The organism is Bradyrhizobium iriomotense, assembly GCF_018130765.1.
Taxonomy (GTDB): domain Bacteria; phylum Pseudomonadota; class Alphaproteobacteria; order Rhizobiales; family Xanthobacteraceae; genus Bradyrhizobium; species Bradyrhizobium iriomotense_A.
On the sequence record NZ_JAFCJZ010000018.1, the window covers coordinates 1 to 26,342 of the forward strand.

Annotated in this window: 24 protein-coding genes; 11 read left to right on the forward strand and 13 right to left on the reverse strand. The window is 64.7% G+C overall.

What is annotated here, in order from left to right; genetic code table 11:
• From JQ635_RS26930 to JQ635_RS26960, 7 genes are all read right to left on the reverse strand, one after another.
• Positions 1-1,511 (reverse strand): methyl-accepting chemotaxis protein (locus JQ635_RS26930; protein ID WP_211412807.1); only part of this gene is annotated, 1,511 nt, incomplete at its 3' end.
• A gap of 66 nt (positions 1,512-1,577) precedes the next feature.
• The gene (locus JQ635_RS26935) at positions 1,578-2,066 is read right to left on the reverse strand and encodes a chemotaxis protein CheW (RefSeq protein ID WP_211412808.1); all 489 of its coding nucleotides are present in this window, start codon (positions 2,064-2,066) and stop codon (positions 1,578-1,580) included.
• A gap of 65 nt (positions 2,067-2,131) precedes the next feature.
• The gene (locus JQ635_RS26940; RefSeq protein WP_211412809.1) at positions 2,132-3,829 is read right to left on the reverse strand and encodes a methyl-accepting chemotaxis protein; all 1,698 of its coding nucleotides are present in this window, start codon (positions 3,827-3,829) and stop codon (positions 2,132-2,134) included.
• 37 nt (positions 3,830-3,866) lie between these two features.
• The gene (locus JQ635_RS26945; protein WP_211412810.1) at positions 3,867-4,328 is read right to left on the reverse strand and encodes a chemotaxis protein CheW; all 462 of its coding nucleotides are present in this window, start codon (positions 4,326-4,328) and stop codon (positions 3,867-3,869) included.
• On the reverse strand, positions 4,328-6,394 hold the full coding sequence (locus JQ635_RS26950; RefSeq protein ID WP_211412811.1) for a chemotaxis protein CheA: 2,067 nt from the start codon (positions 6,392-6,394) through the stop codon (positions 4,328-4,330). The genes JQ635_RS26945 and JQ635_RS26950 overlap by 1 nt, the downstream gene beginning before the upstream one ends.
• A complete protein-coding gene (locus JQ635_RS26955) occupies positions 6,391-6,756 on the reverse strand; it encodes a response regulator (protein WP_027562191.1) in 366 nt (121 codons plus the stop codon). The genes JQ635_RS26950 and JQ635_RS26955 overlap by 4 nt, the downstream gene beginning before the upstream one ends.
• Positions 6,756-7,079 (reverse strand): STAS domain-containing protein, encoded by a 324-nt coding sequence (locus JQ635_RS26960; protein WP_211412812.1) that lies wholly within the window; start codon positions 7,077-7,079, stop codon positions 6,756-6,758. Before JQ635_RS26960 ends, JQ635_RS26955 begins: the two co-directional genes overlap by 1 nt.
• A gap of 287 nt (positions 7,080-7,366) precedes the next feature.
• Between JQ635_RS26960 and JQ635_RS26965 the strand changes: the two genes are divergently transcribed.
• The 3 genes from JQ635_RS26965 to JQ635_RS26975 all read left to right on the forward strand — a co-directional run bounded on the left by JQ635_RS26965 (position 7,367) and on the right by JQ635_RS26975 (position 11,533).
• Positions 7,367-8,506, forward strand: coding sequence for an HD-GYP domain-containing protein (locus JQ635_RS26965; RefSeq protein WP_211412813.1), 1,140 nt, complete (start codon positions 7,367-7,369; stop codon positions 8,504-8,506).
• A 188-nt stretch (positions 8,507-8,694) separates the two neighbouring features.
• A complete protein-coding gene (locus JQ635_RS26970; RefSeq protein WP_211412814.1) occupies positions 8,695-9,363 on the forward strand; it encodes a hypothetical protein in 669 nt (222 codons plus the stop codon).
• A 19-nt stretch (positions 9,364-9,382) separates the two neighbouring features.
• Positions 9,383-11,533: an adenylate/guanylate cyclase domain-containing protein gene (locus tag JQ635_RS26975; RefSeq protein ID WP_211412815.1), complete on the forward strand. Its 2,151-nt coding sequence runs from the start codon at positions 9,383-9,385 to the stop codon at positions 11,531-11,533.
• A 209-nt stretch (positions 11,534-11,742) separates the two neighbouring features.
• On the opposite strand, the gene pobA is transcribed toward JQ635_RS26975, so the two are convergent.
• Positions 11,743-12,915 carry a 4-hydroxybenzoate 3-monooxygenase gene (gene pobA / locus JQ635_RS26980; RefSeq protein WP_211412816.1) on the reverse strand — a complete coding sequence of 391 codons (1,173 nt, stop codon included), beginning with the start codon at positions 12,913-12,915 and terminating at the stop codon, positions 11,743-11,745.
• Positions 12,916-12,965: 50 nt separating this feature from the next.
• Between pobA and JQ635_RS26985 the strand changes: the two genes are divergently transcribed.
• Both JQ635_RS26985 and JQ635_RS26990 read left to right on the forward strand, forming a co-directional pair.
• Entirely contained in the window at positions 12,966-13,871 is a 906-nt protein-coding gene (locus JQ635_RS26985; protein WP_211412817.1) for a helix-turn-helix domain-containing protein, read from the forward strand.
• A gap of 302 nt (positions 13,872-14,173) precedes the next feature.
• Complete coding sequence (locus JQ635_RS26990) at positions 14,174-14,785, forward strand: NYN domain-containing protein (RefSeq protein ID WP_211412944.1); 612 nt, start codon at positions 14,174-14,176, stop codon at positions 14,783-14,785.
• Positions 14,786-14,809: 24 nt separating this feature from the next.
• Here the strand turns inward: JQ635_RS26990 and pcaG are convergent, their stop codons facing one another.
• On the reverse strand, positions 14,810-15,436 hold the full coding sequence (gene pcaG, locus JQ635_RS26995; RefSeq protein WP_211412818.1) for a protocatechuate 3,4-dioxygenase subunit alpha: 627 nt from the start codon (positions 15,434-15,436) through the stop codon (positions 14,810-14,812).
• Between the two features lie 4 nt (positions 15,437-15,440).
• Entirely contained in the window at positions 15,441-16,229 is a 789-nt protein-coding gene (gene pcaH, locus JQ635_RS27000) for a protocatechuate 3,4-dioxygenase subunit beta (protein ID WP_211412819.1), read from the reverse strand.
• Positions 16,230-16,326: 97 nt separating this feature from the next.
• Between pcaH and JQ635_RS27005 the strand changes: the two genes are divergently transcribed.
• The 3 genes from JQ635_RS27005 (at position 16,327) to JQ635_RS27015 (ending at position 20,186) form a co-directional block, all read left to right on the forward strand.
• Entirely contained in the window at positions 16,327-17,256 is a 930-nt protein-coding gene (locus JQ635_RS27005) for a LysR family transcriptional regulator (RefSeq protein ID WP_211412820.1), read from the forward strand.
• An 80-nt stretch (positions 17,257-17,336) separates the two neighbouring features.
• Positions 17,337-18,641 (forward strand): nicotinate phosphoribosyltransferase, encoded by a 1,305-nt coding sequence (gene pncB / locus JQ635_RS27010; RefSeq protein WP_211412821.1) that lies wholly within the window; start codon positions 17,337-17,339, stop codon positions 18,639-18,641.
• A 237-nt stretch (positions 18,642-18,878) separates the two neighbouring features.
• A complete protein-coding gene (locus tag JQ635_RS27015) occupies positions 18,879-20,186 on the forward strand; it encodes a GGDEF domain-containing protein (RefSeq protein WP_211412822.1) in 1,308 nt (435 codons plus the stop codon).
• 13 nt (positions 20,187-20,199) lie between these two features.
• Here the strand turns inward: JQ635_RS27015 and JQ635_RS27020 are convergent, their stop codons facing one another.
• Positions 20,200-20,820 carry a TetR/AcrR family transcriptional regulator gene (locus JQ635_RS27020; protein ID WP_211412823.1) on the reverse strand — a complete coding sequence of 207 codons (621 nt, stop codon included), beginning with the start codon at positions 20,818-20,820 and terminating at the stop codon, positions 20,200-20,202.
• 51 nt (positions 20,821-20,871) lie between these two features.
• Between JQ635_RS27020 and JQ635_RS27025 the strand changes: the two genes are divergently transcribed.
• The 3 genes from JQ635_RS27025 (at position 20,872) to JQ635_RS27035 (ending at position 25,586) form a co-directional block, all read left to right on the forward strand.
• Complete coding sequence (locus JQ635_RS27025) at positions 20,872-21,138, forward strand: hypothetical protein (protein ID WP_211412824.1); 267 nt, start codon at positions 20,872-20,874, stop codon at positions 21,136-21,138.
• 354 nt (positions 21,139-21,492) lie between these two features.
• The gene (locus JQ635_RS27030) at positions 21,493-24,897 is read left to right on the forward strand and encodes an acyl-[ACP]--phospholipid O-acyltransferase (protein WP_211412825.1); all 3,405 of its coding nucleotides are present in this window, start codon (positions 21,493-21,495) and stop codon (positions 24,895-24,897) included.
• 5 nt (positions 24,898-24,902) lie between these two features.
• Positions 24,903-25,586: an esterase/lipase family protein gene (locus tag JQ635_RS27035; RefSeq protein ID WP_211412826.1), complete on the forward strand. Its 684-nt coding sequence runs from the start codon at positions 24,903-24,905 to the stop codon at positions 25,584-25,586.
• Here JQ635_RS27035 and JQ635_RS27040 read toward each other — a convergent pair.
• Together JQ635_RS27040 and JQ635_RS27045 are read right to left on the reverse strand one after the other, a co-directional pair.
• The gene (locus JQ635_RS27040; RefSeq protein ID WP_246583801.1) at positions 25,579-26,130 is read right to left on the reverse strand and encodes a disulfide bond formation protein B; all 552 of its coding nucleotides are present in this window, start codon (positions 26,128-26,130) and stop codon (positions 25,579-25,581) included. The genes JQ635_RS27035 and JQ635_RS27040 overlap by 8 nt on opposite strands.
• A gap of 25 nt (positions 26,131-26,155) precedes the next feature.
• Complete coding sequence (locus JQ635_RS27045; protein WP_211412828.1) at positions 26,156-26,308, reverse strand: DUF5993 family protein; 153 nt, start codon at positions 26,306-26,308, stop codon at positions 26,156-26,158.
• Positions 26,309-26,342: the final 34 nt, after the last annotated feature.

A 26,342-nucleotide genomic window follows, 5' to 3' on the forward strand; every position in this document is an offset into this window, starting at 1 on the left:
GCGCTGGCGTTCTGCTGGCCGACCTTGTCGAGCTGCTGGATCGCCTGGTTGATCTGCGCCGAACCGACGTCCTGCTCGCGGCAGGCCGCCGTGATTTCCTCGACCAGCTCCGCGGTCTTCTTGATGTCAGGAACGAGCTTGGCGAGCATGGCGCCGGCCTCCTGCGCCACCTTGACGGTGTCGGCTGAGAGCGTGCCGATCTCGGCCGCAGCCGCCTGGCTGCGCTCGGCCAGCTTGCGCACTTCGGACGCGACGACCGCAAAGCCCTTGCCGTGCTCGCCGGCGCGCGCGGCCTCGACTGCCGCGTTGAGCGCGAGCAAATCGGTCTGGCGCGCGATCTCCTGCACGATCGTGATCTTCTCGGCGATGGTCTGCATCGCATTCACGGCGCGTCCGACGGCTGCGCCGCTGGCCTCGGCGTCCTTCGCGGACTGTGCGGCGATCTTCTCGGTCTGGTTGGCGTTGTCGGCGTTCTGCTTCACGTTGGAGGCCATCTCCTCCATCGAGGACGAGGCCTCCTCGGCGGACGAGGCCTGCTCGGTCGCGCCTTGCGAGAGCTGCTCGGCGCTGGCGGAGAGCTCTTGGCTGCCGGCCGAGACGTTCTGCGCTGCGGTCAGCGCTTCCGACACGATCTGGCGGAGCTTCTCAACCATGCGCTCGAGCGCGAGGCCCAGCGTGTCCTTGTCCGACAGCGGCTTGGCTTCGACCGTCAGATTGCCCTGCGCGATCTCGTTGGCGACCGCTGCGGTGGCATTCAGGTTCACCGTCATCGCATTCAGCGACTTGATGAGGTCGCCGAGCTCGTCGTTGCTCACGACGTCGATCTTCCGACTGAGGTCGCCAATAGCGACGGCATCGGCGAGGTCAACGGCGCGCGACAGCGCGCGACTGATGTTCAGCGCAATCCAGGTGGCGGCAGCGACGGCAATCAGCAGGGATGCGAGCACCAGGCTCATCAGCACGATCACCGCGCGGTTTCCCTCGATCCTGGCGGCCTCGCTCTCTTCGGCCATCTGCTTCTTGACATAGTTGATGTATTCGCTCGCCGCTTCGAGTGCCGGTGTCGAGGCCTTCACGCCATCGATCATCGAGCGCTCGGCGGCCTTGGCCTTGTCCTGCTTCGCCAGCTTGAGCGTTTGATCCTGCACCACGCTCCAACTGGAGTAGGCGGCCGCGAACACATCGATCATCTTCTTGCCGTTCTCGCTCGCGCCCTTGTAGGCCTCGTCCTTGGTCCTCATCGCGCGTTCCCGCAATTGAGCGATCTGGCCGATGAACTTGTCCTGGTCGGCATCAGGCGCCAGAATGGCGTTCTTTTCGGCGCGGACCTGAAGCAGGACACTTTCCTGAAGCTCTGCCACCTTCGCCAACCGACCAGCCCGTGCGGACAGGTGTTCGGTCGTACCTACCATCTCATTCAATTTGAGATAGGCGACACCACCGGCGATCATGGAAAGCAGGATGACGACGCCGAAGGCGCTCGCAAGCTTGGCTTTGACAGTGAATCTCATGTCAGTCTCATTTGGTTCGAATTGGGGTTGGTGTGCGCACGCTCAACCACGCATACTTTTGCAAACTCAGGCGGCACGGGATGCATCCGCGGCCGCATCGCGTCCTTCCGGAATCCTGTCATTCGCCATCAGCTTGGCGAGGTCGAAGATGACGACGAACTTTTCGCCCTTGCGACCGATGCCGGCGGCGTAGTCGGACTGCCACGTCCCACCGACCTCGGGGATCGGCTCGATCGCCTGCTCGTCAATGTCGGTAACCTCGAACACGCAGTCGGCGACGAAGCCGACACCGACCAGGCGGTCCTTCATCGGCACGTCGAGGATGATGATGCGGGTCGCCTCGGTCGCCGCGACGCTGGGCAGACCGAGCTTGGTCCGGAGGTCGACGATCGGATAGCCGCTGCCGCGCACGTCGATCATACCGAGCAGGAAATTCGGCGCGTGCGGCAGCCGCGAGATCGGCCGCATGTCCAGGATTTCGCGGACGTTGCGGATGCTGATGCCGAACGTCTCGCCGGCGAGCCCGAGCGTCAGATATTGCGAGGTTGCGGCCATGATGCAGTCCAGGGGTCCGAAGGTTCTAAAAACGGGCACGGTCCGGCGTGAGCCGGACCGGTTGATCAGCGTTGGAATTCGGCGTCGCGGTCGTCTTCGCCGTCATGCATGTCGAACGCGAAGCCGCCGCCCCCGGCGACCTTCATCGCACGTGCCGGCTTGCGGACGGGCACGGGTTTCTTTGCGCCGCGATCTGCTGCCGCCATGTGCGCCGCCTTGGCGCGAAGCTGGGTGACGGCGCGATCGATCGGCGCGGATGCGGCGCTCTCGCTGCGTCCGGCATGCTCGATCCGGAAGAACGAGATGGTCGACTGAAGCTGCTCGGCCTGCGAAGCGAGCTCCTCCGAGGTCGAGGACACCTGCTCGGACGCGCTGGCGTTCTGCTGGCCGACCTTGTCGAGCTGCTGGATCGCCTGGTTGATCTGCGCCGAACCGACGTCCTGCTCGCGGCAGGCCGCGGTAATTTCCTGGACCAGTGCGGCGGTCTTCTTGATGTCGGGCACGAGCTTAGACAGCATGTGGCCTGCTTCCTGCGCGACCTTCACGCTTTCCGTCGACAGCGTGCCGATGTCGGCAGCGGCGGCCTGGCTGCGCTCGGCGAGCTTGCGCACTTCGGAAGCAACCACCGCAAATCCCTTGCCGTGCTCGCCGGCGCGCGCGGCCTCGACCGCCGCGTTGAGCGCGAGCAGGTCGGTCTGGCGGGCGATTTCCTGCACGATGGTGATCTTCTCGGCGATGGTCTGCATCGCCTCGACGGCGCGGCCGACGGCGACGCCGCTGGCCTCGGCGTCCCTGGCCGACTGTGCCGCGATCTTCTCGGTCTGGTTGGCGTTGTCCGCGTTCTGCTTCACGTTCGAAGCCATCTCCTCCATCGAGGAGGAGGCTTCCTCGGCCGACGAGGCCTGCTCGGTCGCGCCCTGCGAGAGCTGCTCGGCGCTGGCGGACAGCTCCTGGCTGCCGGCGGAGACATTTTGCGCCGCGGTCAGGGCTTCCTCGACGACCTGGCGAAGCCTTTCGACCATCGTGTTCAGCGATTTGGTGAGATCGCCGATCTCATCGTTGCTGGCGGAAGGAATGGTTCGATTGAGGTCACCGGCAGCTACCGCACCGGCGAGGCCGACCGCGCGGCCGAGCGAGCGGCTGATCGAAATCGAGATCCACAAGGCCGCGGCGATCGCAACCATCAGGGAGACGCCGAGCAGCGTCATCAGCATGAACTGTGCCTGATGCCCCTCCTCCTTCGACTGGATGGCCTGCTCGGTCATCTGCTTCTTGGTGTTCTCGACGTAGGCGCTCATCGACTCCAGGGCGTCGGCAACGACCTTGCGACCGTCGTTCATCGAGCGTTCGGTTGCTTTTGCCTTGTCGGTCTTTGCCAACCGGATCGTCTCTTCCTGGTAGGCATTCATCTTGGCGTAGGTGCCGGCGAAGGCGTCGAGCAGCTTCCTGCCGGCTTCGCTCGCCAGCGCGTAGACTTCATCCCGGGTCTTCATCGCCTGCTCCCGACGCTTGGCAGCGTCGGCGGCGAACTGTTCAGCATCGGCTTCGCTCGCCAGAATGGCATTCTTCTCTGCCCGGAGCTGAAGCAGGATATCCTTCTCGATCTGGGTGGCCTTTTCCATGCGCTTGGCGCGCAGGACCATGCTGTCGGCCGTCGCCATCATGTCGCCGAGCTTCATGTAAGCGACGCCGCCTGCGACCATGGACAGGACGATGACCAGGCCGAATGCGCTGGCCAGCTTCGCTTTGACCGTAAATCTCATCTTCAGCCCCTACCCCAGTCTCGCCCGAGACCTCGTTTCAATTCAGGATGCGTTCCATGTTGGGAACGATGACGAACTCTTCGCGCCATTTAGCGATGAAGCGAATGAACTCCGGCTTCCAGTGCATGCCGACGCGCGGCGTCTGCTGAACGTCGGTCCGCGATATCTCCGTGACCTCGTAGACCTTGTCCGCGGTCACTCCGACCAGCACCGGCTCGCCGTCGAGATTGAGCTCGATGACGACGACGCGCGTATCGGCCGAGTTGTCGAGCTGCGGCATACCGAAGCGGATGCGCAAATCCGCGAGCGGAATGACGTTGCCGCGCACGTTGATCACGCTGGGAACGAAAGCCCGCGCGCCGGCGACCTTGGTCACCGGCACGGGATCGATGATCTCGCGCACGAGGCCGGCGTCGAGCGCGAACTTCTCCTCGCCGAGGCCGATCATCACGACCTGCATCGCGCCTGTCTGATGCTCTGCGACCAAGCTATCGTTCATCACGCCGCCTCGCTGATATGCTGCTTCTCGACCTTCGACTGCGCCAGCGTGACGAGCTGGGCGACGTCGAGGATCAGCGCCGCCGTGCCGTCACCGAGAATCGTCGCGCCGGAGAAGATCGTGACGTCGGAATGCAGTTTGGAGAGCGACTTGATCACGGTCTGGTGGTTGCCGATGATCTGGTCGGCGACGAGGCCGACGCGGGTCTCGCCGGTCGAGATGATGATCGTCTTCTGGTGCTTGTCGGGCGAACCGGAGGCCGTCAGAAGCTCGCGCAGGCGCAGGAACGGCACGAGGTTGCCGCGTACGTTGAGGAAGTTGCGGCCGCGCGAGCGCTCGTCCTCGGCCGTCAGCTCGACGCATTCCTCCACCGCTGACAGCGGGATGATGTACCGGCCTTCGCCGACGCGGATCAGGAGGCCTTCGATGATCGCAAGCGTCAGCGGCAGACGCAGCGTCACCGTGGTGCCCTGGCCCGGCCTAGTCGACAGGTCGATCGAGCCACGCATGTTCTCGATGGTGCGCTTGACCACGTCCATGCCGACGCCCCGGCCCGACAGCGCCGAGATGGTCTGCGCGGTCGAGAAGCCCGGGTGGAACAGGAACTGGTGGATTTCGTGGTCGGTGAGCACGGCGCCGGCCGCGATCAGCCCCTGCTCTTCCGCCTTGGCACGAATGCGCGCGGTGTTGAGGCCACCGCCATTGTCCTTCACGGTGACGAGCACCTGCGCCCCGGAGTGAACGGCGGCCAGCTCGATCCGGCCCTGCTCGGTCTTGCCGTTGGCAGCGCGCGTTGCGGTGTCCTCGATGCCGTGGTCGATGGCGTTGCGGATCAGATGGACCAAGGGATCCGCCAGGCACTCGATCATGGTCTTGTCGAGCTCGGTATCCTCACCCGAGGTGACGAATTCGACCGGCTTCGACAGATCGCGCGACAGATCGTGCACCAGGCGGCGGAAGCGACCGAACAGCGAGCCGATCGGCACCATGCGGGCACCCATCGTGGTGTCGCGCAAAGAGGACGCGAGGCGCTCGATCTCCTCGGCGATCATCTTGATCGAGAGATCGGAGCCGGAGGCGGCGAGTTGGCTGAGCCGCGCCTGGGCAATGACAAGCTCGCCGACCCGGTCCATCAGTTCGTCGAGGCGCTCGGCCTGGACGCGAACGGTGGCGATGCCGCGCTCTTCGCGCTTGGTCTCGGCCTTCGGCTCCGGCTTGGCTTCGGATTTCAGCTCCGCCTTCGCGACAGGCTGCTCGGCGACCGGCGCGACAACAGCCTCCACCACCGGCTCGGCCGCAGGCACCGGCTCCTCGTCGAGCAGCTGGAACAGCGGCGCCGGGGCAGGCGCTTCGACCCGCGCGAGCGGCGCGAGCGTCAGCTTCATCTCGTCCGAGACGAACATGAAGACGTCGTCGATCGCGTCCTTGTCGCAGGCCGCGTGCAGCTTGACGTCCCACTTCAGGTAGCAGTCTTCCGGTTCCATCTCGTCGAGGAACGGAATGCCGTCAGTGACCGGCACGACGAAGCAGGGGCCGAGCTTGCAGAGATCTTCCAGCAGATCGAGCGGATTGGAGCCGTTGCGCAGGATGTGCGATTCGAATTCCAGATAAAGGTGCCAGCCGGCCTGCTTGCTCTCGGCTGGCGCCAGCGGCGGCGCTTCCACGATCGCGGCGACTGGAGCTGCGGGCTGGTCCGCCGACACGAAACGCCTGAGGTCGTCGAGGATGGCTTCGCCGATGATGTCGTCGGTCGACTGGGGATCCTCGATTAGCGCGCGGATGTAATCCTTGGCGGCGAGCGCGACCGAGATCAGCTCCTGCGTCGGCTTGATCTCGCCCTTGCGGACGCGATCGAAGGCGGTCTCGAATTCGTGGGTGAAGGAGGCGACCTTGTCGAAGCCGAACATGGCGCCCGAACCCTTGATCGTATGCAGGGCGCGGAAGGCGGAATCGACCAGCTCGCGGTCGTCGGGACGCTGGCCGAGATCGAGCAGGGCCCCTTCCAGGACCTCGAACAGCTCGCTGGCTTCCTGGCGGAAGACCTCGGTCGGGTCCATCGCGCTCATGCGCGCACCAGCTTGCCGACGACGGCGAGCAACTGCTCCGGCTTGAATGGCTTCGTGATCCAGCCGGTAGCGCCGGCGCTCTTGGCTTCCTGCTTCACCGCATCGTTGGATTCGGTGGTCAGGAACACGATGGGCATACCGACCGCGCTTGGCAGCTTGCGCAGCGCCCGGATCAGCTCCAGCCCGTTCATAACGGGCATGTTGAGGTCGGTGATGACGAGGTCGAGCTTGCCGGCCTGGGCCTTGGCGAGCCCTTGCGCGCCGTCACCGGCCTCGATCACGTTGTGACCGGCCGGCTCGAGCACGACCTTGATCATCTGCCGGATACTGGGAGAATCGTCGACCGTGAGAATCGTGGCCATTAGGTGCCATCTTTCTTTTGCGGGAAATGCTGATCGATCATCGCATCACTGGCGAAGCCGGCGCGGCGAAGGGTGTTGCGCAGAGACTGGGAGAATGAGGTGAGCACCACCGGGCGGCCCTGGGCCTCGCCCGTCTTGGCGGTCGAGAGCAGAAGCTGGATCGAGGTCACGTCAGCCTTGTCGACGCTGGAACAATCGATCTCAATCCGGTCCTGCCGGCCGAAAGCCTCGCGGATCAGGTCATAGACACTGCGGATCGCAGCGATACTGCAGTCTGCAGGCAGCCGTAGGGACCACTTCGGCTCAGTGACATCAGACGACATTCGTCCCCCAAAATTTCCGGGGACTCACTGCACGCATGGCGCGAATCCCGCGCGCCGACTATTCGGTATGGAGAGTGTGCAAACCCCTAATGGATACCTCCGTACAACTACGGGTCACAATTCGAAGAACTTCGCGCGTGCACGCAGGCGTGCATGGCTCGCTCAAATCTCATGCGCCGCGCGCAGTCAGGAGGCAGCTTGCCGCCGGTGAAACGTTTGCTTCGCGTTAAATCGCAAAGGCTAGTTGTTGAGGTCACGCCTCGCCATCCGAACAAGTCCGGCCGCCGATGCTGACCCAAGCGCTTCTGGTTGACGACAGCCGCTCCGTCCTCAACTTCCTGAAACGGCACATCGAGGCCGAAGGTCTGGTCGAGGCCACCACTTTCCTCGATCCCTTGGAAGCGCTGGCGTGCGCGCGCGAGCGCGCCTTCGACCTCGTGCTGGTCGATTACGAGATGCCGCACATGGACGGCATCAGCTTCATCCGCACGCTCCGCGCTCTTCCCGGGTGCGCCGACATCCCGATCGCGATGATCACGTCCCGGCAGACCGACGACGTGAAGATGGAAGCGCTGCAGGCGGGTGCAACCGATTTCCTGCCTAAGGCGCCGCAGAGCGTCGAGATGACAGTGCGCCTGCGGAATTTGATTCAACCTGGTGCAGCCGTGCGCAAGCTCAACGATCGCGCCGCGCATCTGGCCAGCGAAGTCGCGGCCGCGACACGAAAGCTCGGCGAACGCGAGGAGGAGATCATCCTGCGGCTCGCGCTCGCGGTCGAATACCGCGACAACGACACCGGCGAGCATACGCTGCGGGTCGCCCGCTACAGCCGCATCATCGCCGAGCAGCTCGGCCTCTCGGCCCGGCTCTGCCGCGACATCTATCTCGCCGCGCCTCTGCACGACGTCGGCAAGGTCGCCATTCCCGACAACATCCTGCTCAAGCCCGGCAAGCTGACCGACGAGGAGATGGCGGTGATCCGCACCCATGCCAGAATCGGCGAACGGATCCTGGCGGACTCCAGCTGCGAACTGATCCAGCTCGGCGCGCAAATTGCCGCTGGCCATCACGAACGCTGGGACGGCGCGGGCTATCCCAACGGCCTCAAGGCGGACGAGATCCCGGTTGCCGCGCGCGTGGTCGCGGTCGCCGACGTGTTCGACGCGCTGACGACGCGGCGACCGTACAAAGAGCCGATGCCGCTCGAGATGGCGCGCAATTACCTGATCGAGAACGCGGAACGGCAATTCGATCCCACCTGCGTCGAGGCGTTTCTGTCGCGCTGGGAGGAGGTCGTGGCCATCGCTGCCGGGCAGCAGGCGACGCCGTTTCAGAAGACCGAGGCCACGCTCGCTCCCTATATAGAGAGTGCGGTGGAATGCCGTTCGGCCGGGGACCGATCACCCGGGGCCGCGTCGGCCACCTGACATTATCCATTCGGCCAACAGCTTGTCGCGGCTCTGTTTTCTCCGGTCGCCGGGTTGAACCTGTTCCTGCTAAAGTGGCACCAAGAATAAAGAGTGATTCTGGTCACACTTGCCTGGGCGCGCCGCTGCTAAGCATCGGGCCAGGACGGAGACCGGCAATACATCGGTCGAATTGGATGAGAATTCCCATGAGAAGCCTGATCGGCGCCGCTATCGGCGCGTTCTGTGTTGCGGCCCCCGCCTTGGCGGAGACCCCGGCTGCGATCGTCGAGGATGTCCAGGGCAAGGTCGACGGCATCGCGTTCATGGACTATGTGGCGCCGGGCAAGATCATCAAGCTCGGGCCCAAGGCGAGCATCACCCTCAGCTACCTCAAGTCCTGCCAGCGCGAGACCATCAGCGAAGGCGTCGTGCTGGTCGGCGCCGAGCAGAGCACCGTGCAGCTCGGCGAGGTCAAGCGGGAAAAGGTGCCCTGCGACACCAATGCGGCAAAGCTGTCCGAGCGCGAGGCCAACCAGAGCGCCGCGACCACCTTCCGCACGATGCGCTCGGATGGCAAGGCCGCCCCGGCCAAGCTGCCGACGCTCTACGGCACAGCCCCGCTGGTGCAGGCCAAGATCGGAAGCACGCTCGTAATCGAGCGCACCGACGGCAAGGAACCCACGATCACCGTGCCGCTGAAGAACGAGGTCATGATCGGCGGCAAGTTCTATGACTTCGCCAAGGCCGGGAAGTCGCTGACCCCGGGCGGCAGCTATCTCGCCATTCTCGGCGCCAAGCGCTACGCCTTCCAGGTCGACGCCAGCGCCACGTCGTCGCCGACGCCCATCGTCGGCCGCCTGCTGCGGCTCGAATAGGCGGCTCCGCGACGACGCGATGCGGCGGATCGGCAGGCGGGACATCGTTGCGGCACTACTGATCGCGCTCCTTGCGGGCGCGGTCTTCACGTCACCACCGCTTCAGACCCTGCAAGGTCTCTCCCTCGACATCCTCACGGCGCTGCGCGGCAAGATCATTGGCGATCGCCGTGATCCCGCGACGTCGCCGGTCGTCGTGGTGGCGATCGACGGGGAGACCTACGACACCCCGCCCTTCAAGGGATCGCCGACGCAGACCTGGACGCGCGAGATCGGCCGCGTGCTCAGGAGCATCAGTGACGGCGGCGCCAAGGTGATCGGGTTCGACGTCATCTTCAAGAGCTCGATCGAGCAGTCGGAGATTCCCTTTGGCGATGCGTCGTTCGGCAGCCGTGTAAGGGGATTTGACCGGGACTATCTGATTGCGCTCAGGCAGCTCTCCGACAGCGGCAAGCTCGTGCTCGGCGAAATTCTGAGCAACGACCATCCGGACAGGCCCGATCGCGCGCAGCAAGTGGCAGTGAAATCCAATATCCGAGCCCTCAACGTCCACACCGACAGTGACGACGTGATTCGGCGGATGCCGTTGAGCTTTTCCGTCGAGGGCCAACCGGTACCTGCAATGGCCGTCGAACTCGCCGCGCGCGCACTCGGCGCCAAGCCCGAGACCGGACCGGCTGGCGTGACGAACTTATTCGGCTACGCGATCCCGAGCGCGGCCCCCAACACGCTCACGCTCAATTTCCGCGGCATGGGCCGCGACGTCCCTACCTATTCCTTCGCGGATTTGCGTGCCTGTGTCGAGAAGGGAGACACCGACTTCTTCCGCCGCGCCTTCGACGGCAAGATCGTGCTGCTCGGCAGCATCCTAACCTTCGACGATCGCAAGCTCACCTCAATGCGCCTGGCTGCCGGGCATGATGGAACACCCGGGCCACGATGCGCCCTCTCCGCGCCTGCGAGCACCGCGCAACAAGCCCGCAGCGCGGTCGCCGGCGTCTTCGTCCACGCCACAGTCGTGCGGAATCTGCTCGAGCATGATGCCGTCACCGAGCTCGCCTCTCCGTGGCGACCGATCCTCACAATTCTGTTCGCCGCTATCGTTGCTGGTGCCGCCTGTCTGCTTGCTCCGACGGGTGCAGCGATCACCTGGCTTTCGCTCACCATCGCCTACGCCATTGTCGCCGTCAGCACATTTGCGCATGCCATCGCGCTTCCCCTGACCGAACCCGTGCTCGCCGGTCTCGCAGCGCTCGCCATGATGATCGGCTATCGCTTCGTGCTGGCCGATCGCGACGAGCGTTTCCTGCGCAAGAGTTTTGCCCTCTATCTCGCGCCCGAGGTGATCGAGACCATGGTGGCCTCCGGCAAGATGCCGGCGCTCGGCGGCGAGATGCGCAACGTCACCATGTTCTTCTCCGACCTCAGCGGTTTCTCCTCGATCGCGGAGACCATGACGCCGGGCGAGCTGGTCACGCTGATGAACGAATATCTCTCCGCCATGACCGACATCATCGAGGGCCATGGCGGCTACGTCGACAAATATATCGGCGATTCCATCGTCGCCATGTTCGGCGCACCCGCCAACGATCCCGCCCATGCGCGCAACGCCGTCCGCGCGGCGCTGAAATGTCATGAGAAGCTGGCGGAGCTCAATGCCGGCAATCCCGCCTTCGCCGGTCACGGCCTGTCGCACCGCATCGGGCTCAACAGCGGCGAAGCCGTAGTCGGCAATATCGGCTCCCGCCGCCGTTTCAATTACACGGTGATGAGCGACACCGTGAACGTCGCCTCGCGGCTCGAAGGCGCCAACAAATATTACGGCACCGCGATCATGGCATCGGAAGCAACGGTCGCGCAGACCGGCGACACCTTCGCCTGGCGCGAGCTGGACGCAATCAGGGTGATGGGGCGCGGCGAGGCGATCAGGGTGTTCGAGCCGCTGGCGGAGAGGGGCGCGGAGAGCGCGGAGCAGGCGAAGGTCGCGGCGGCGTATGCTGAGGGACTGGCCTGCTGGCGGGCAAGGGATTTTGCGAAGGCGACTGATGCGTTTGGGCACACGGCGGAGAACGATCCGGCGTCGGCGCTGTTCGCAAAACGCGCAAAAGTGCTAACGGAGAATCCGCCGCCGCCGGACTGGACGCCGGTCAATACGCTGGAAGGAAAGTAGTGTAGCCAGCCAAGGGCTCCGACTTCCCCTCTCCCCTTGTGGGAGAGGGTGGCTCGCCGCGTAGCGGCGAGACGGGTGAGGGGTCTCTCTCCGCGCGCGACTGTCTTGCAGTGATGCTCGTGGAGAGAGACCCCTCATCCGGCGCTTCGCGCCACCTTCTCCCACAAGGGGAGAAGGGAAGGCAGCATCGCGCGCGGCGAGATCATGCCCTAAAACGGCAGGCCCACATAATTCTCCGCAAGCAACCGCTGCGCCGTCTCCGACGAGAGCAGATAGTCCAGCTCCGTCTGTTGCAGCCGATCCTCATATTCGATCCGGTCGGGGAAACGATGCAGCATCATCGTCATCCACCAGGAGAAGCGCTGCGCCTTCCAGATCCGCGCCAGTGCCTTGGCGGAGTAGCCCTTGAGCCCGGAATCGTCACCGCGCTGATAGTGCGCGAGCATGGCGTGGTAGAGGTAATAGATGTCCGAGGCGGCGCTGTTCAGTCCACGTGCGCCGGTCGGCGGCACGATGTGGGCGGCATCTCCGGCGAGGAACAGGCGGCCATAGCTCATCGGTTCGGCGACGAAGCTGCGCAATGGCGCGATGCTCTTCTCGATCGACGGCCCCGTGATCAGGCGACCTGCGACGTCGTCCGGCAGGCGGCGCTTCAGCTCGGCCCAGAACGCATCGTCGCTCCAGTCCTCCACCTTGTCGGTCAGCGGCACCTGGATGTAGTACCGGCTCAATACCTGCGAGCGCAGGGAGCAGAGCGCAAAGCCGCGCTCGTGCTTCACATAGATCAGCTCGGGCGACACGGGCTTCGTGCGCGACAGCACCCCGAGCCAGCCGAACGGATAAACCTTCTCGTATTCGCGCAGGACATCCTTCGGGATCGACTTGCGGCTGACACCGTGAAAGCCGTCGGCACCGACGACGTAGTCGCAATCGACGCGGACGGTCTCGCCGTTCGATCGGTAGGTCACGTAGGGCCGGTCCGAGGTCAGCTCGTGCGGCGTCACGTCCTCGGCATTGTGCACGACCTTGCCGCCAAAGCGGTCGCGCGCCTCGTAGAGATCGCGCGTGAGCTCGGTCTGGCCGTAGACCAGCACCGAATTGCCGCCGGAATGCTTGTGCAGGTCGATATGGGACAGCATGCCGTCATGGGCGATCTCGAACCCGTTGTGGATCTCGCCCTCGCGGTCCATCCGCTCGCCGCATTGCGCCTCGCGCATCAGCTTTGCAAAACCGTGCTCGAGCACGCCGGCGCGGATGCGGGCGAGCACATGATCGCGGCTGTATTTCTCCAGCACGATCGTGTCGATGCCCTTGAGATGCAGGAGCTGGGACAGCAGCAGCCCGGACGGCCCACCGCCAATGATACAGACCTGAACTTTCATTTTTGCGTCCTCCCGTCGGCACTTTTTTGCAGATTTGACGCCTCAACCCGATGGAGGGTTTCGCCATTATCTTGTACTATTCGAACATGAGAAGCGCGGCCCCCGCCCCGGCGATCCGGGTCTACAATCTGTTCGGCGAATCCGGCGATCTGCCCGACGTCGTGCATTGCGAAACGATCGCGTCCCGCTCGGTGCTGCATGATTGGACCCTGGCGGTGCATCGCCATGCCCGGCTGCACCAGGTGCTGCTGATCGAGCGCGGCGGCGGCGAGGCGACGCTCGACGGGCGCGTGGTGCCCTTGAAGCCGATGCAGATCGTCAACGTGCCGGTCGGACACGTCCACGGCTTCCGCTTCGAGCCGGATACCCAGGGCTGGGTCTTGACCATCGCCGCCGAGATCCTGGACGAGGCGCTGCTCGCGGCCGAAGGCCTGCGCGGCGCGCTATCGCAGTCGGCCGTGGTGCGCGGCACGCCGCAGATCCGGGCCACCATGAAGCAGATCTTCGCCGAGCACGCCGCGCGCGACTTCGGCCGCGCCCACGTGCTGCGCGCGTTGTCCGCAGCCATGATCGGTCTCGTCGCGCGCGCGCTCACCAGCGGGAGCGGCGGCAACGGCACGGCGGAAAGCGGCCTGTTCCGCCGCTTTGAGGCGCTGCTCGAACAGCACCATCTGGAGCGCTGGAGCGTGGCCGACTACGCGGGCGCGCTGTCGATCACGCCGACCCATCTCAATCGCGTGACGCGGGCGGCAACGGGCGACACCGCCTCGCACCTGATCCTCAACCGGCTGATCCGCGAGGCGCGACGCAACCTCGTCTACACCAACCTGCCGGTCTCGACGATCGCCTACGCGCTCGGCTTCGAGGACCCCGCCTATTTCAGCCGGGTCTATGCGGCCGCCACAGGACTGTCGCCGCGCGCCTTTCGCGCGCAGCTGCATGACAGCGAAGGGTGACCATCGGACGTTGCCGGCGCGACCCACTTACCTTCGTATATGGGGTCCTATCCTTTGGATAGAGACCCTTTACCTCCGTACAATTGAGCAGAAAATGCGCACGCCTTAGCGTGGCTGCATTCGGCGCGCTGGCGCAGGTGGCATGGAACTCCCCCGACCTCGGCGCAAGGCGACCCCCTTCCTCCAGTCGCCTGCGTCGCTTTTTCAGCAAGCCATCGGCGCCGCCGGTATTTTCCCGCCGACACACCGCGCCCTGGCGGCTGAACAGGCTGGTTTCGCGCGGAACTGGAGATTTGTGCAGAATGTCTTCAATTGGGAAGATCGCACTCTTTATCGATGGCTCCAATCTCTACGCCACCTCCAAGGCGCTCGGCTTCGACATCGATTACAGGCGTCTGCTCAGCGAATTTCAAAGCCGGGGTACGCTGTTGCGCGCCTTCTACTACACGACCGTCATCGAGGATCAGGAGTTCTCGTCAATTCGTCCGTTGATCGATTGGCTCGACTACAACGGATACACGGTCGTCACCAAGCTCACCAAGGAGTTCGTCGACACCACCACCGGCCGCCGCAAGGTGAAGGGCAGCATGGATGTCGATCTCGCCGTGAATGCGATGGAGCTTGCCGAACATGTCGATCAGATCGTGCTGTTCTCGGGCGATGGGGATTTCCGTCCGCTGGTGGAAACCCTGCAACGCCACGGTGTCCGCGTGACGGTCGTCTCCACACTCTCCACACAGCCTCCCATGATCGCCGACGACCTGCGCCGGCAGGCGGACGTCTTCATCGATTTGATCGAACTGAAACCAAAAGTGGGACGTGATCCGGTCGACCGGCCGGCATCGCGCGAGGTGCGGCAGCCACCGCAGTTCCTCGCGCGCGGAACGATCAAGCGCGACGACCGGGTCGAGTGACCCTGCGGGGCGACCGCCGGATACTCACACGTCGAAGAACACCGTCTCCTCCGGCCCCTGCAGATTGATCGTGAAGGAATACACGACCTTGCCGGCGCGCTCGCTGCGTGTTGCGATCAGCGTCTTGCGGCGGACCGGCTGCTCGATCAGGTTGAGCACGGGATCGGCGGCATTGGCGGCCTCTTCGTCCGAGAAATAGAGCCGCGTGTTGAGGCCGATATTGATGCCGCGCGCGACGATCCAGACATTGACGTGCGGCGCGCATTTGCGCCCCGTCTTGTCCGTGATCGCGCCCGGCTTGATGGTCTCGAAGGTGACGAGGCCGCTCTCGAAGTCGGAGCCGGCGCGGCCCCAACCACGAAACTCCTCCTCCACCGCGCCGGCCGATCGGTCGGCGGGATGGTTGTAGCGGCCGGCCGCATTGGCCTGCCAGATCTCCAGCAACACGTCGCGCAGCGGCGTACCGCTGCCGTCGAGCACCCTGCCTTCCAGCGTGATGCGCTCGCCCTTGGTGTTCGGCGTCACCAGCACGTTGGAGAAGTTCTTCTCGAAGATGTCGAAGCCGGCCATGGCCGGGATCAGGCCGATATGGACGTAGGGTCCGGCCGTCTGCGAGGCGGTTTCCTTGAGGTAGTTGAGCGGCTGCGGCATGGACTTAGTTCCCCGCGGTGCGATTTTCGAAATAGGTGGAGCGCTGGCCGCGCAGGACGATGTCGAAGCGGTAGGCGAGCGAGTCGAACGGCGTCGAGGCGTTGAGGTCGAGCGGCGCGACCAGGCGGTCGAGCGCGTCCTTGTCCGGAATCGTCGTCAGGATCGGGCAGACCGGGATCAGGGGATCGCCCTCGAAATACATCTGAGTGATCAGGCGCTGCGCAAAGCCCGAGCCGAACACCGAGAAGTGGATGTGGGCGGGACGCCAGCTGTTGACGTAGTTGCGCCAGGGATAAGGGCCCGGCTTCACGGTGCGGAAATAGTAGTAGCCGGTGTCGTCGGTCAGCGCGCGGCCGCAGCCGCCGAAATTGGGATCGATCGGCGCGAGGTACGTGTCCTTCTTGTGCCGGTAGCGGCCGCCGGCATTGGCCTGCCAGAACTCGACCAGCGTGTTCGGAACACCGCGGCCGGTCTCGTCCATCACGCGGCCGTGGACGATGATGCGTTCGCCGACGGGGTCGCCGTCCTTGGCGTAGTTGCGGATCAGGTCGTTGTCGAGCGGGCCGAGATCGTTGTGGCCGAACACCGGCCCGGTGATCTCCGAGACCGAGTTCTCCAGCGACAGCAGCGACTGGCGCGGCGAGCGCAGCACCGAGGATTTGTAGCCGGGGGCATGGGCCGGCGGATGGATGGAGCGGTCGCGCTGGAAGAAGCCGCCGTCGCCGAGCGGCGGCGTGAACGGCTCGGGGCGGTTGAGGCGGGGATCCTGCAAGGCTGTCGCCTGGGCATTCATCGGCGTTGTCTCTCCCTTGGGCGTCCCGGGGTCCGGGTGCGCGGCTTATTGAACGATAATGCCGCCACCTATTCTCAAGATAAATAGATCGATTATAATGAATTACATGAAAGAAATCGATCATTTGGCCCTCGACGGCCACGCCCTCGAACTGTTCCTGGCAGTGCTGGAGGAAGGTTCGGTGACAGCGGCGGCAACGCGGCTCGGCCTGACGCAGTCCGCGGTCAGCCACGGATTGAACAAGCTGCGGCGGATCGCCGGCGATCCGCTGTTCGCCAAGTCCGGCCGCGGCATCGTCGCCACCGCGCACGCTCAGGCCCTCGCGGCGAAAGCGCGCGCGCTGATCGACGAGATGCGGAGCTTTGCCGGCGGCATCAGCTTCGATCCAGCGCGGGCGCAGCTTTCGCTGACGATCGCCGCCAACGACTTCCAGCGCGATCTGCTGCTGCCGCGCTTCTTCGATCATGTCGCGGGCCAGGTGAAGAGCCTGAACCTGCGCGTCATCCCCTCGCAATCCCCCTCGCCCGCGATGCTGCGCGAAAACCGCTGCGATCTCCTGATCACGCCGCTGCCGCCGTCCGGCGTCGACATCGTGCAGAAGCGACTGCTCAGCGATCACTACGTCTGTTACTACGATCCCAAGGCGCGCGCGGCGCCCGCCGGCCGCAGCGCCTATCTCGCGGCGCGCCATATCACCGTCGTCTACACCGATAACGAGCGGCTCGACTTCGACCGCCGCCTCGCCGGCAATGGTTTCCACCGCGACATCGCAATCTCCGTGCCGAGCTTTTCCGGTGTGCCGTCCTTCCTGCGCGGCTCGCAGATGCTGGCGAGCATGCCGAGCCTGCTGGCGGACGGCGTGATGGGTGGCTTTGCGCATGTGCAAATTCCGCTGGCCTCGCGGACACGGACACTCGCCGAGCTGCCGATGTTCATGGTCTGGCACCAGCGCTACCAGAAGGACCCGGCGCATCGCTGGATTCGAAGCCAGCTCGAGACCGTCGCGACGACGGCAGCCGGCGACTGAGCCCCGCTCCAATGTCGCGGAGGCCAGCCCCCTCGCCAAACCCACTGGTTGGGCGGGGGACACCACGCTAGAATTGCCCTATGACAGTGACCGATATTGCGAGCCGGACCTACAATCACAGCTGGCGGCTGGATCCCATCATCCGCAGCCTGCTTGATACCGACTTCTACAAGCTATTGATGTTGCAGATGATTCGGGAGGACTACCCGGATCAGCAGGTGACCTTCTCGGTCATCAACCGCTCGCGCCATGCGCGGCTCGCCGAGATCATCGACGAGGGCGAGCTGCGCGCCCAGCTCGATCACGCCCGCACCATCCGCTTCACCAAGAAGGAGCTGATCTGGCTGGCCGGTAACACGTTCTACGGCAAGACCCACATGTTCTCCGCGGATTTCATCCGCTGGCTCGCCGAATTCCGCCTTCCCGAATACGAGTTGCGCAAGGTCGAAGGCCAGTACGAATTGCACTTCCACGGACCGTGGACCCACACCTCGATGTGGGAGATCCCGGCGCTCGCGATCCTGAACGAGCTGCGCTCGCGCGCGGCGGCGAAGGGCCGCGGCCGCTTCGAGCTCGACGTTCTCTACGCCCGCGCCAAGGCCAAGCTGTGGACCAAGGTCGAGCGGCTGCGCAAGCTGGAGAACTTGCGGCTCTCCGACTTCGGCACCCGCCGCCGCCACGGCTTCCTGTGGCAGCGCTGGTGCGTCGAGGCGGTGAAGGAAGGCCTCGGCTCCTCCTTCATCGGCACGTCCAATGTGCTGCTCGCGATGGATAACGATCTCGAAGCCATCGGCACCAACGCCCATGAGCTGCCGATGGTCGCGGCTGCGCTCGCCGAGGACGACGAGGAGTTGCGCTGGGCGCCCTATCGCATCCTCGACCAGTGGCGGCAGACCTATGGCGGCAACCTCCTGATCGCACTGCCCGATGCCTTCGGCACCAAGGCTTTCCTGCGCGATGCGCCGGAATGGGTCGCCGACTGGACCGGCTTCCGTCCCGACAGCGCGCCGCCAATCCAGGCCGGCGAGGAGATCATCGCCTGGTGGGAGAAGAAGGGCCGCAATCCCAGGGACAAGCTGCTCGTGTTCTCCGACGCGATGGATGTCGGGTCGATCGAGGAGACCTATCACCATTTCACCGGACGGGTGCGGCTGTCGTTCGGCTGGGGCACCAACCTCACAAATGATTTCGTCGGCTGCCCGCCGGACGGCTCGTTCAATCTCGATCCGATCTCGCTGGTCTGCAAGGTGTCGTCGGTCGACGGCCATCCGGCCGTCAAGCTCTCCGACAATCCGGAAAAGGCAACCGGCCTGCCCTCGGAGATAGAGCGGTACTTGCGCGTCTTCGGCGACGTCGGCCGCGTGCGCAAGCCGGTGCTGGTCTAGCAATTCTCTCGATCGGGTAAACCGCACACCACGAATGCGCGGCATTGGTTCGCCGATACCGCGCCAGTTCCGCTTTCTCGGTATTTGAAGCGATCTGCGGCCATCCGTTTCATGACGCCTTCACCCTGCGACGCGGTCCTGCGCTGTTTTCAGCCCGGGTTAAGCAACCATCTCCTCTACTTGGCGTTGCAGGCGCAACGCTCCGCTGGGGTCGTTGAGCGATTTGGGGAACGCAGGGTGTTTCGCAGAACAGCGTCGTCGACGAAGGGACGCAGCTTCCTTCACGTCATCAAGCTCGTCTCGCCTTTCGTGACGGTCGTCGTGCTCCAGGCGACGATTGCGGGATTCAGCCTCGAGGTGATGTCGTCGGTCCGCGCCTATGTCGCGGGCGAAGCGCTATGGTCGCGCTCGCAGAAGAACGCGGTCTATTTCCTCAACCTCTATCTGCATTCGGGCGAGCCGAGCCAGTTCGCGCACTATCAGGCCTCGCTCGCCGTTCCCATCGGCGACGAGTTCGCACGCTGGGCGCTCGAGCGCGATCCGGTCGACGTCGAGGCCGCCCGCATCGGCTTCCTGCAAGGTGGCAACCATCCCGATGACATTCCGGGATTGATCTGGCTGTTTCGCTACTTCAATGGCGTCAGCTTCCTTCAGGAAGCGATCCGCGAGTGGGCCGCCACCGATCCCATGCTGCTGGAGCTGAGCGTCTTCGGCGAGGTCATCCGGTCCGAGCTGGCGAAGGGCCCCGTTCAGGACAACGGCCGCCTGCAATTCCTGTCGGCGCGGCTCTCGGAGCTCAACACCCAGTTCACGGTGCATGCCAAGCGCTTCTCCACCGTCCTCGGCGAAGGCTCCCGCGCCATCAAGCTGACGCTCACCTGCATCAACATCGTCACCGCCGTGACGTTGATCCTGCTCCTGATCTGGCACACGCGGCGACTGGTGCTGCAACGACAGGCATTTGAAGACGCGCTTTATGCCGAGAAGGAGCGCCTCGCCTGGCAGGCATCGCACGACTGGCTGACGGGCCTTGCCAATCGCCGCGCCTTCGAGGCGCGCCTGCAAGGCGAGCTGGACAATGTCGCGGCGGGTCCGCTGGGACTGATCCTGCTCGACCTCGACCAGTTCAAGAACGTCAACGACAGCTGCGGCCATCTCGCGGGCGACCGCCTGCTCTGCCAGGTCTCGAGCCTCCTGCAACAGGACCGGCGGCCGCATGATCTGGTGGCCCGGCTCGGCGGCGACGAGTTCGGCCTGATCCTGCCGCAGTGCTCGCCGTCGAACACCGTCGATATCGCCGAACGGCTGCGACGATCGCTCGAGCTGTTCAGCTTCGCCTGGGACGATCGCTGCTTCGCGGTGACCGCCAGCGTCGGCGTCACCTGCATCGCCGACCGCGATACCACGCTCGAGGAGGCGATGCGTCGCGCGGATGCCGCCTGCTATCGCGCCAAGGAAAAGGGACGCAACCGGGTTCAGGTCGACAACGTGCGGCCCGATGTCGTTCTCGTTGCGACACGGCCGCGCGAAGCCGCGCGCGCGTGACGCTGCAAGCCCGTTATCTGAGGGGCTGAATTCCGAGACCGGCAAGATGCGTGTCGATGAACTGTTCGAGCTGCTGGCGCAGCATCTGCGGCGGCACGGCCACCATGCGCTCCTCGAGGCCGAGCGAGATGATACCGTGCACCGCGGAGAACAGGGTGCGCGACAGCAGCGCGATCTTCACGTCATCCGCATCCGGTAGCACCCGCACCAAAGGCGGGTTCATCAGCGCGAAGGCGTCCATCACCATCTGAAGGATGTCGTCCGGATAGGGACGGTCGTCCTCCATCCGGTGCTCGAACAGCGAGCGCAGCAGATTGGCGTGCTCCGCAAAGAATTCGAGATAGGTCTCGGCGAGCCCGTAGAGTTGGCGAACGGGATCTTCGCCCGGAACCCCGCGCAAGCGCACCGTGAGCGCCTGAACGGTCTCCCGGTTAACGGTCAGGATGACCCCGTCGAAGTCGCCAAACTCGTTATAGACGCTGCCGACCGAGCAGCCGGCGGCCTCCGCGACATCCCGAACCTTAAGTGATCTCAAGCCCTTAGTGGCAATGATGCCGCGGGCTATGTCCAGAATCTGGACCCGGCGCCGATTTTTTTTCTGGTCTCGCAGCGATTCTTCTTGAACATTGTTCATTTTCAAGCTACTCATGTGAACATTGTTCAATTTAACCCGGAGACCTGCAAAATGCAAACCCTCGCTGTTGATATCGCCACGACCTTCATCGATGACGCCGCAGCCCTCGTGACCGGCCTCGGCCGGGCCCTGCTCAAGTTCGCGATGGCCCCGATCGATCGCATCGCCAATGCCTGCGACATTGCGGGCGTGCTCGCCGAGCGCCGCGCGACCTTCCAGATGTGGCGGGCCAACCGTGGCAGCGTCCGTCGCGATGGCCGCCGGTTCAGCCTGCTTGGTCGCCTCTCGCCCTTTCGCCACCTCGCCCATCTCACCTGAGACGCGCGCCGCGAAACGCTCGAATGCAAGGAAAGGCCGCAATGAAGGACTTACCATTTGCCGACATTCGCAGCCGATCTCGTGGGCCTTACGAGATGCGGTTCAGTTTTTGCTCACGGCCCGTCGCGTATCCGGGTCAGCACGGCCCTTCCGCCCAAAGCCGACGCGGCCGCGCCGGGAAATTTGCGAACCTAACGAGACCATTTGGAGACCAACAGGATCAGAGGGACCAGGGGGACAGAGCAGGCCGACGACAACGTCACTCTGCAATCGTTCGTCCCTTGCCCTTCCGGTCGTGACACTTTCACCGCCAAAGCAACAACCTCAGGCTGCCTTTCCAAAACAGGACTAGTCATGATCAGGGAATTGATGTCGTCACGCCGCTTCGCGCCGCTGTTCTGGGCGCAATTCTTTTCGGCGCTCAATGACAACGTGCTCAAGAACGCACTCGTCATCATCCTGCTTTACAGCGCCGCGACCGGTCACGGCGATGCCTTGGTGACGGTCGCAGGCGCCGTCTTCATCTTCCCCTATTTCATCCTGTCCGGGCTCGGCGGCCAGCTCGCCGACAAATACGTCAAATCCGTCGTCGCACGGCGATTGAAGTTCGCCGAGATCTTCGCCGCGGGCTTTGCTGCCGCCGGCTTCTTCCTGCATTCGGTGCCGCTGCTGTTCGCAGCGCTCGCGCTGTTCGGCACCATCGCCGCACTGTTCGGCCCCGTGAAATACGCGATGCTGCCGGATCAGCTCGAGCTCGGCGAGCTCGCGACCGGCAACGCGCTGGTCGAAGGCGCGACCTTCATGGCCATCCTGCTCGGCACCGTCGTCGGCGGCCAGTTCGTGGCCGGCTCCGCGCATATGGGCTGGGTCGCCTCGGCCGTGGTCGTGCTGGCCCTGCTGTCCTGGGCTTTCGCCTCCCGCATTCCGCAGACAACGCCCTCCGCGCCTGACCTCCCCGTCGATGCCAATCCCTGGACCTCGACCCTCGGCCTGCTGAAGACGCTCTACGCCGACCACCGGCTGTGGGACGGCACCGTGATCGTGTCCTGGTTCTGGCTGGTCGGCGCCATCGTGCTGTCGCTGCTGCCGGCGCTGGTCAAGGAGGTGGTCGGCGGCACCGAGGGCGTGGTGACGCTGTGTCTTGCGATCTTCGCGATCGGCATTGCGATCGGCTCGCTGTTCGCTGCAAGCCTGAGCCACGTTCGCCCCAACCTCGCGCTGGTACCGATCGGCGCCATCATCATGGGCTTTGCCGGCCTTGATCTCGCCTGGGCCATCGGTGTGACCACCAAGGGGCAGGACATCACCGCGGTCGATTTTGCGACCTCGTTCGCGGGGCTGCGCATGCTGGCCGACTTCGTCGCCTTCGCATTCGGCGGCGGCTTGTTCGTGGTCCCGTCCTTCGCCGCGGTCCAGGCCTGGTCGGTCCCCTCCGAGCGCGCCCGCATCATCGCCGCCGGCAACGTGCTGCAGGCTGCCTTCATGGTTGTCGGCTCGCTGTTCGTCGCGTTGCTGCAGGCCGCAGGCCTCCATGTCGGCTGGATCTTCTTCGGCCTCGGCGTCGCCAGCTTCGGCGCGGTGTGGTTCGTGCTGACGAAATGGGGCAAGGAAGGCGTGCGCGATGCCGGCGGCCTGTTGTTCCGCGCCCTCTTCCGCACCGAGGTTCGTGGCCTCGAAAACCTGCCGCCTCCCGGCACGCGCATGCTGATTGCGCCGAACCATGTCAGCCTGATCGACGGTCCGCTGCTGCACGCGGTGCTGCCGATCGATGCGAGCTTCGCGGTCGATACCGGCATCGCCAAGGCCTGGTGGGCCAAGCCGTTCCTGCGCGTGGTCAAGCACTACACCATGGACCCGACCAAGCCGCTGGCCGCCCGCGACCTGATCAAGCTCGTCGCCGCGGGCGAGCCCGTTGTCATCTTCCCGGAGGGGCGCATCACCGTCTCCGGCTCGCTGATGAAGGTCTATGACGGCACCGCGATGATCGCGGACAAGGCCGACGCGGTGGTCGTGCCGGTCCGCATCGAAGGCGCGCAGCGCTCGCATCTAAGCTACCTCAACTCCAGCCAGATCAAGCGTTCCTGGTTTCCGCGAGTGACGGTCACGATCCTGCCGCCGATCAAGCTTCCGGTCGATGCATCGCTGAAGGGCAAGGCGCGCCGCAATGCTGCCGGCGCCGCGCTCCAGGACGTGATGATCGACGCCCTGGTGAAGAACGCCATGCTCGATCACTCGTTGTTCGAGGCGCTCGGCCACGCCTATCGCGACCGCGACACCGGCAAGGTCATCATCGAGGACGCGCTCGGCACCAAGCTGACCTATCGCAAGCTGATCCTCGGCGCGCAGGTGTTGAGCCGGAAGCTGGAAGACGGCACCGCCGTCGGCGAGAATGTCGGCGTGCTGCTGCCGAACTCCGCGGGCGTCGCCGTCGTCTTCATGGCCTTGCAAAACATCGGCCGCGTGCCGGCGATGCTCAACTTCTCGGCCGGCCCGGTCAATGTCCTCGCCGCCATGAAGGCCGCGCAGGTCAAGACCGTGCTGACCTCGAAGGCCTTCATCGAGAAGGGCAAGCTCGACAAGCTGATGGCCGCGATCTCCGCGGAGGCGCGCGTCGTTTACCTTGAGGACGTCCGTGCCTCGATTGGCCTCGCCGACAAGATCAAGGGCCTGCTGGCCGGCACCACACCGCGCGTCGTCCGCCAGGCGAACGATCCGGCCGTCGTGCTGTTCACCTCGGGCTCAGAAGGCACGCCCAAGGGCGTGGTGCTGTCCCACCGCAACATCCTCGCCAACGCGGCACAGGCGCTGGCGCGGGTTGACGCCAACGCCAATGACAAGGTGTTCAACGTGCTGCCGGTGTTCCACTCCTTCGGGCTAACCGGCGGAATGATGATGCCGATGCTCGCGGGCATTCCGATCTACATGTACCCCTCCCCGCTGCACTATAGGATCGTGCCCGAGTTGATCTACCAGACCGGCGCCACCATCCTGTTCGGCACCGACACGTTCCTCACCGGCTACGCCCGCTCGGCGCACGCCTATGACTTCCGCACGCTGCGTCTGGTGATCGCCGGCGCCGAGGCAGTCAAGGACCGCACCCGGCAGGTGTTCATGGAGCGCTACGGCATCCGCATTCTCGAAGGCTACGGCGTCACCGAGACGGCGCCGGTGCTGGCGATGAACACGCCGATGGCCAACCGTCCCGGCACTGTCGGCCGTCTCTCGCCGCTGATGGAAAGCCGCCTCGATCCGGTTCCCGGCATCGAGGAAGGCGGACGCCTCTCGGTGCGCGGCCCGAACGTGATGCTCGGCTACCTCAGGGCCGAAAATCCCGGCGTGCTCGAAAAGCTCCCCGAGGGCTGGCACGACACCGGCGACATCGTGGCGATCGACTCCGCCGGTTTCATCACCATCAAGGGCCGCGCCAAGCGCTTTGCCAAGATTGCGGGCGAAATGGTTTCGCTGTCGGCAGTCGAAGCCATCGCGACGGCGCTGTGGCCGCAGGCCGGCTCGGTCGCGGTGTCGATCCCGGACCAGCGCAAGGGCGAGCGCATCGTGCTGCTGACGACGGAAAAGAGTGCCGAGCGCAGCGCGATGCAGGCCCAGGCGAAGACGATCGGCGCCTCCGAGCTGACCGTTCCCGCAACGATCATGGTGGTCGACAAGGTGCCGCTGCTCGGCACCGGCAAGACCGACTATGTCACGGCAACGACGATGGCCCGCGAGCAGGCGTCCTCGCCGGAGCGCGAGGTCGCGTAAGCGAGATGCGCGAGGCGCCTCAATCAGGCGACGCGCGATGCCCTGGAGTGGTTCTGCTTCACGGCATCGCGCGAACCTCCGCATCCCTGAGGAAGCTGGAACGGGCGCTCCAGGCGAGCGGGTTCAGGACGCTCAATGTCGACTATCCCAGCCGCAGCAAGCCGATCGCGGCGATCGCAGACGACATCCATCCGGCGATTGCCCGTTTCGCCGAACGTGACGCGCCGCTGCATTTCGTCGCGCATTCCATGGGCGGCCTCGTCGCGCGCGCTTACATCGCAAGACACCGCCCGGCCCGGCTCGGCCGTGTCGTGATGCTGGGCACGCCGAACAGCGGCAGCGAGGTCGCCGATCTCCTGCAGGGGTTTCGGCCCTACCGCGCATTCTACGGGCCAGCCGGCCTCGAGCTCACCACCACGCCTGCGACCGCGCCGAATGCGCTCCCCGCCATCGACTATCCGGTCGGCGTGATCGCCGGAAACCGCTTCATCGATCCCGTCGCCGGACTCTTGGTTCTGCCGAAGCCGAATGACGGACGGGTGTCGGTACAAAGTACGATGCTGGCCGGCATGACCGACCATGTCGTCGTGAAGGCATCCCATACCGGGCTTCCGCGTTACGCCGCCACGATCGAACAGACGATCGCCTTCCTGCGCGACGGCCGTTTCCGTGCCGTCTCTGTCACCTGAGCAGGAGATAGCGCACCGGGTTGTCGTCGCACTGCCCCGCCCCGCACTCCAGCACGGTGGACAGGAGATTTGCCGCGACCAGCAATGCGAAGATTGCGAAGACCGAGTTCGATGCGAACCCGGTCATGGGCGCATCCCCCTCTCGCTTGCCGGTCGCATCTTTCCAGACAAAGATCAGCGCGACATAACACACCACACCTACGGCCGCGATGAGCGCCCAGGTGTAGAAGTGCAAGCCCCACAACGCCGAGCCGTATCCGGGATCGCCGGGCGCAAGATGCAGCGACACCTGCCGCATCGAGATGAACCCGGTGACGAGGCTGGCCATGAGGATCATCGCATAGTGCGACGGACGCTCTCCGAGGCGCAGGTTGAACAGGAAACCCATGCCGATCGCGATGAACCCGGCGCGTTGCAGCAGGCAGAGCGGGCAAGGCAACTCGCCGAGCGCAAGCTGATAGAAGAAGGCGACCGTCAGGACCAGCGAGATCCCGAGCAGTCCAAGCAAGTTCAGGATCGCTCCGATCGATCGTTGCTCGCTCATCCCTGTCGTGCCCATCTCGACGCCGTCAGAACGACAATTTCAGCGGATCGGTCGCGTGGTGAAAGAACCATGCGATCGTGACGACGACCGTCGCACTCCAGAGCGCATAGCTCAGTCCCCGGCGCGACCACCAGACGCAGCCCGCGAGCGCCAGCAGGAAGGGCAGGAACATATACATGAGCGCGGACTCCCAAGGCGATTCGCGCGTTGCG